A 6387-nucleotide genomic window follows, 5' to 3' on the forward strand; every position below is an offset into this window, starting at 1 on the left:
TATTTTCTGGGCCTTGAATATATTAATCTCGAATACAAAAAAACACTGCAACCATTATTAAAATTCGAGCTCACAAACCATAAAAAGAACCTTACCTATACTGCACTGGCTATGGTTGCCGCCATGCAATTAGATATGATCTCGCTTGAAGGCTACTTAATAAAGCTTAATGGTTTCTCGCATGATGATTATCAGGAATTTGTTTTAAACCCAGCCGATTGCCTAACCGCAATCTATTATTTTTTCAAGTATGGTATCATTAAACGTGATTTCTTTGCTGCCATTACCCGTTTCTATTTTAATCCGCCCAAGCAAACCGACGAACTGAATTATAACCAGGGCGATGATCTTATCTATTTACTGACAGGTTACGCGCTTATCATTTATCAAAAACCACGTAAAACACTCCGTTATATTAACGCGTTGCAAAAAATACAGCATAAAAATACCAGCGAAGCTAAAGGTTATAACTTTTTTTCAAAAATACTGGTTGCAAACGCGCAATTTTTACTGGGTAAAACCAAAGAGTTCAAAACAATTCATGATAGTATTTCAGAATTGTTTAAAACCAAAGAGAATGCGTTTACCCCCTATATGAAACAAGCTTTTTATGACCTGAAAATCAGAAAGGCAATATTAAACCAAGAGTACCATGCCATTCCCGGCTATCTAAAGTATTTAAATCAGGCTTCAGAAAAATCGGGCAATAAATTTTCAAAAGTATTTACCCTAAACCAGCTCATCATCAGCCCCGATGTTACAGAGCATGATCCTGCTTTTTATAAGCAGTTGTCTCTCAACAATGCCAAATTACTGCGCGAATGCGGGCTAAGTCCGGAAATATTCTCAAGCGGGAATTTTCAAAATAAAAATTGAACCTCCCTTTCTATCAAATAATTTATTAAAACCTCAATAAAGGCCATTCTTTGCATGCGGCTTTTCAAGCATTTTTTACGAAAACGTTTAAGATAACTTTAAAGCAATTTTTCATAGTTAATTAACATAGCAATTACGTTTAGTTGATTAGTTATTCCTATATAATGTTTACATAAAAACCAATCATTAAGCCTGTTTATGATTAAGGCAATTTTCAGTTAGCAGTATAATACTTTAAATAAAATATTAAATAACTGAAAATCAGTAAAGTTTATTTTCAGTTCACAATAAGCCTAAACCAGTTAAGAATTATAAAAATTCATGCCTGCCCACAATGTCAGATTAAAGTTTCCACAGGTTGTTAAAATTTTCCGCTCATTAATTTAGTTTCAGGTTAAAACCGCTCCATTTGTTAAGCAGGTATTAAACTCGAATTAAAAATAAGTAATTAATACCATTCAAAATATGTAGATACATTTTATAATATATTAATTATCAATATTTTATAAAAAATAACTTACTTATTAGTCTATTTAGCTAAAACGTTTTTATGCTACAAAAGCTAATGTATAATTGATGATTTGCTAACATGCACATCATTCCTTTGCAGCCGGAAACAATCGATTTCCAGAGTTCTATTATGTCATAAATTATTTAATCTCTTCATGAAAAAAGTTTACCCTTCTTTTTCAAAGAAACTCCCTCAATTTTACAGACATGGCCTGTTAACGGTTTTTGTTCTGTTACTTACCGCGCTATCGGCTTTTGCTCAAACCAGAACCATAAAAGGTACGGTTACCGACGAAACCAACGCGCCTTTACCCGGTGTAGTAGTAACTGTTAAAAGTTCTGGCAGGGCTGCCACTACTAACAGTAATGGTGCTTATACCGTTACTGTAAGCGGACCACACGATGTTTTAAAGTTCACATTTTTAGGTTCTGTGCCTAAAGAAGTTGTTGTTGATGGTAAACCATCAATTAATGTTACCCTGGTAACTGATACCAAACAGTTAAAAGACGTTGTAGTTATCGGTTACGGTACAGCAAGCCGTAAGGATGTAACAGGTGCTATCACATCAATTAAGGCCGAAGATTTTAACGCCGGTGTATTAACTACCCCTGCCGAGTTATTGCAAGGTAAGGTAGCCGGTTTAAACATTACCAAAAGCGGTGATCCTAACAAACAACCGGCAACTATTTTAAGGGGCCCGTCAACGCTGCGTGAAGGCGCTGCACAAGAGCCATTTTATGTAATTGACGGTGTACCGGGCGCTTCTATCGACCTGCTTGCTCCTGCAGACATTGAAAGTATTGATGTATTGAAAGACGCATCATCAACCGCTATTTACGGTTCACGTGCTGCAAACGGTGTAATCATCGTAACTACCCGGAAAGCAAAAGCAGGCCAGTCAAGGTTGGTATACAGCGTTTATGGTGCGGCAGAAAACGTATCAAAAAACATAGATGTTTTAACCGGCGACCAGTTACGTAAATACTTAGCTGATAACGGCGTACCCAAACTGAGCCCTTTAGATGATGACGGTTCAAATACCAACTGGCAAAAACTTGCCGAAAGAACTGGTTACTCTCAAAACCATAACCTTTCATACGGTGGCTCAGGTACCAATTCAGAATATGGCGCAAGCGTAAACTATTTAAAAAACGATGGTATCTTAAAAAATACCAGCCTACAGCGTACCATTTATAAAGGCTACATTAATCAGCGTTTTTTTAATGACCGTTTAAAATTAGGCATTACCTTAACCAACAGTATTACCAAAAACCAGGATATTTTTCAAAGCCAGGTGCTTTCAGGTATCTTATTTTACCTGCCAACTGTAAGCCCTTATAACCCAGACGGTAGTTACAAAGAAAACTATACACGTACTGGTAGCGGCCCGTTAAACCCATTATCGTTAATTAATAACAACTTTACCAATACAGAAGATAATAAAACCTTGATAAACGGTTTTGCTTCGGTTGATATAGCAAAAGGATTTAAGTTCACTTTAACCGGATCAACTCAAAAAGATCAGAACAACGTTAATACCTACTCAACCAGCCAGTCAGGTATATATCTTAACGCATTTGGTGTAGCCAACCGCAGCGCCTATACCAGCACAAGCAATGTTGTTGAGGCTTATTTTAACTATGACAGAATTTTTGGTAAACATTCACTTAAATTATTAGGTGGTTACTCTTACCAGCAGGATCGTAACAATGATGGTTTTGGTGTAGGGACTCAAGGATTTTCGAATGATGCCTTAACTTATAACAACTTATCGTTTTCAAACCCAACATCATTATCACAAATACCTTTTAACCCAAATTACATTTCAACTTTAAGGTTTGTATCTTTTTATACCCGTGCCCAATATGAGTTTAACAATAAATATTTATTGCAAGCCTCAATAAGGGAAGACGGATCATCGGCCTTTGGTATCAATCATCGTCATGGTTACTTCCCGGCAGTTTCCGGAGGATGGAAGATCATCAGCGAAGATTTCATGAAACAAGTTCCTGTTATTAGTGACTTAAAACTAAGAGCAGGTTACGGTGTATCTGGTAACAGCCTTGGTTTTGATGCCTTTACTGCCCGTTTAATTTACGGTGCAGGTGGTAAATTTTACAACAATGGTAACATTATCAACTCCATTAGCCCGGTACGCAATGATAACCCGGATCTGAAATGGGAAAGTACTGCCACCACCAACATCGGTTTGGATTTTGGGTTGTTCAACAATCGTTTAACAGGTTCGGTTGATTATTACATCAAGAAAACTTCCGATCTGATCACAACTCTCCAGGTGTCAACTACCCAATATTTTTACCAGTATTTAACTGCTAACGTAGGCAAAATGAAAAATAGTGGTATTGAGGTTGTATTAAATGCCACACCTGTAAAAACGCGCGATTTCACCTGGCGTACCTCTTTAAACTTTTCACACAATAAAAACATAGTGCAAAGTTTATCACAGGGTGGTTTCGCGCTTCCATACATTCAAACTGCTCAATTAGGCGGCAAAGGTCAGTCGGGTAATTTCAGCCAGATCATACAACCAGGATATGCTGTAGGCACCTTTGATTTATGGCACTATACCGGCAAAAATGCTCAGGGTGTAAGTACTTATGAAAAAGCCGACGGAACCATTATCCCTACCCAACCGCTTACTACCGATCAGTTTATTAAATACGACGCGCAACCAAAACTGATTTATGGTTGGAGCAACAGCTTCTTCTACAAAAACTTCGACCTGAACTTCCTGGTGCGCGGTGTTTACGGCAACAAAATTTTGAACGCTACTTTAGCTTCATTAAATAACCCTGCCGATTCAAAACTGCAAAACATACCAGCCTTTACCTTAGGCGAATCATTTAAGGATATCAATGCTTACCTGATCTCTGATCGTTTTCTGGAAAGCGGTTCATACCTGCGTCTGGATAACGCCACTTTTGGTTATACTATTAAACCACACATACAAGCTATTAAGAGCTTACGTTTTTATGCTTCAGGTAATAACATCTTCATCATTACCAAATACCGTGGTGTTGATCCGGAAGTTAATATCGGTGGTTTAACCCCAGGTATTGATAACAGGGATTTTTATCCTAAAACACGCACCTTCAGCTTAGGTATGAACGCCTCATTCTAAAAACATTTAAACAAACGAAAATGAAAAAGATATTTAAAATATGTGCTGCCGTAATTGTGAGCATCGGCACATTCTCTTCTTGTACAAAACTTGATGTACCGGTTGAATCTCAATACGTACAATCAAACTTCCCGGTTACCGATGCCGATTATACAGCGCTATTAGGTAGCATTTACTCCAACTTATCGTCAAGCTTTGCGGTACCATACTGGCGCATGCAGGATATGTCGACAGATGAGGCCATATTACCTGCCCGCGACGGTAACTTTGACGATGGTGGCCAGTACCGCCAGTTACATTACCACACCTGGACCTTTGATCACCCGAACGTAATTTCGGTGTGGCAATGGGGCTTTGGCGGTATAAATACCTGTAATCGTGTTATAAGTGTTGTTAACGCTTCTAAAGCAACCGCTGCTAAAAAAGCATCAACTATTGCCGAGATTAGAGCAATGCGTGCCTTATATCTTTATTTCATGATGGATTTGTATGGTAACGTACCTATCATTACCGATTTCCCGGTAACCGTACAACCGGCAACACAGCCACGCGCTAAGGTATATGCCTTTATTGAAAGTGAGTTAAAAGCTGTTTTACCATTATTACCAGCAAAAACTTCTAATGCTGCTACCAACGTAACACAATATGGCCGCGCAACTAAAGGAATGGTATTTGCCACACTTGCAAAAATGTACCTGAACGCTGGTGTTTACATCAATACCAACCATTATCAGGATGCGGTAACCATGTGCGATAGCGTTCAAGCTAACACTAATTATTTCCTTGATGCTAAATACAGGGACATATTTTTGCCAAACAACGGCCCGCAGATCAATGAAACTATATTTGCTATCCCTTATGATCAGCAAATACCAGGTAACCAGTTTACCCGTTTCGGTTTCTTTTACTACCTGGTTAATGCATATGGCTTTAACGTAGGTTTGAGTATCGCTATGAGTACTACTCCTGAGTTTTACAACCGCTTTAATCTTCCGGGCGATGACCGTACCAAAACATGGTTGGCAGGCCCGCAGTTTTATCCTGACGGTAACGGCGGTTTTACCAATCAGCCGGTTTACTACCCTGCCCCTAATGATAAGGTACAGATCAATCTTATACCTACATTAACCCTTACTGGTTTAAAACCAATGGACGTAGGTAACGATGTATTAACCTCACAATCAGAGGGTGTAAGGTCAATTAAATATTACCCGGACCCTACTACCACCCAGGCTACACGTTTAAATGGTAACGATGTTCCGGTATTCCGTTTAGCTGATATATACCTGATGAAAGCAGAAGCTTTATTACGTGGCGCTACCCCAACCATGATCAATGGCGAGCAGCAAACAGCACTTTCGTTAGTAAACAAAGTACGTTTACGTTCACATGCTCCTGCTGCAACATCTATTGCTCTTGATGATATTTTAGATGAGCGTGCCCGCGAGCTTTCATGGGAAGCATGGCGCCGTAATGACCTGATCCGTTTTGGTCAGTTCGAAAAAGATTACCCATTGCCAGTAGTTGGTGGTAAAGCCGACGATTTGCAGATGAATAAAGACGTAACCAGAAGGTTATACCCTGTTCCATCTACCGAACTAAAAACCAACCCTAACCTGGTTCAAAATCCTGGTTATTAATCAAATACCATAATTCATAAAAAAGGGGCCGCTTATTATAAGCGGCCCCTTTTTATTTTACAAAAAATTAATATCAACAATCAATTTATTAATAGTGCGCTAACACCCAAAACACACCCGATTGATAATTTTACATAACAAAAACAATTAACGATGCACGCAGCAAGCTTTTGCCTAAAGCACCTGAAATTATTGTTATCCACCCTTCTGGTATTATC

At 38.6% G+C, this 6387-nt stretch carries 3 protein-coding genes; all 3 read left to right on the plus strand.

What is annotated here, in order from left to right; translation table 11 throughout:
• Positions 1 to 876 (plus strand): hypothetical protein (locus AAGC65_RS24180; protein WP_343115032.1); only part of this gene is annotated, 876 nt, incomplete at its 5' end.
• Between the two features lie 665 nt (positions 877 to 1541).
• Complete coding sequence (locus tag AAGC65_RS24185) at positions 1542 to 4529, plus strand: SusC/RagA family TonB-linked outer membrane protein (RefSeq protein ID WP_343115033.1); 2988 nt, start codon at positions 1542 to 1544, stop codon at positions 4527 to 4529.
• 20 nt (positions 4530 to 4549) lie between these two features.
• Positions 4550 to 6169 carry a RagB/SusD family nutrient uptake outer membrane protein gene (locus tag AAGC65_RS24190; protein WP_343115034.1) on the plus strand — a complete coding sequence of 540 codons (1620 nt, stop codon included), beginning with the start codon at positions 4550 to 4552 and terminating at the stop codon, positions 6167 to 6169.
• Positions 6170 to 6387: the final 218 nt, after the last annotated feature.

It is taken from the genome of Mucilaginibacter sp. (assembly GCF_039207105.1).
Taxonomy (GTDB): Bacteria; Bacteroidota; Bacteroidia; order Sphingobacteriales; family Sphingobacteriaceae; genus Mucilaginibacter.